Raw genomic sequence first — 699 nt, forward strand, 5'->3', positions numbered from 1 at the left:
GGGGAACCTGGGGTTGGATCACCTCCTTACCTTAATCTCAACGTCTGTTGAGTGTTCACACAGTTTGCTTGATATGAAAGAGTGACTTATCGCATGAGTGAAAGCTGATGCGATTTTGTGATGCTAACGCATTACAAAACAGGTTTGGGTCTGTCGTTCAGTTGGTTAGCACCCCACTTCCCTTGAATAGAAAGTAGGGTGAGGTCGACTAACAACAAACCACAACAGGTTTGGGTCTGTAGCTCAGTTGGTTAGAGCGCACCCCTGATAAGGGTGAGGTCGGTGGTTCAAATCCACCCAGACCCACCAAATCTTGTCGATACAGCGTCATGAGCATCGTCGTTTAGCAGGCTAAACGTCCTCAGCTCATTCCTCGTCTCGCCGTCGATTTGGTGTCTAGCTAAACACAGTATAAAAAGTGTTAAAACTAGAAATAAAGCTAAGAACTAAATGGGGCTATAGCTCAGCTGGGAGAGCGCCTGCCTTGCACGCAGGAGGTCTGCGGTTCGATCCCGCATAGCTCCACCATTTAGCGCCCTGTATCAACCTGAGTCAAAGAATTCAAAGTCATATATTGCTTACTTTACATAGCAATCTATCACTTTGACTTTTATGAAGTCACGCTCTTTAACAATCTGGAAAGCTGATAGAAATAATTTGTAGTTCTTGATACGCAAGTGTCTTGGAACTTCTTGGCGA

2 tRNA genes are annotated in these 699 nt (G+C 45.2%); both read left to right on the plus strand.

From position 1 onward, the window contains the following. Positions 1 to 232 precede the first annotated feature (232 nt). Positions 233 to 309: transfer RNA gene (locus Q0753_RS16555), tRNA-Ile, on the plus strand. 143 nt (positions 310 to 452) lie between these two features. Beyond that, positions 453 to 528: transfer RNA gene (locus Q0753_RS16560), tRNA-Ala, on the plus strand. Positions 529 to 699 lie beyond the last annotated feature (171 nt).

Origin of the sequence: uncultured Oceanisphaera sp., assembly GCF_947495715.1 — a bacterium.
Classification (GTDB): Bacteria; Pseudomonadota; Gammaproteobacteria; order Enterobacterales; family Aeromonadaceae; genus Oceanimonas; species Oceanimonas sediminis.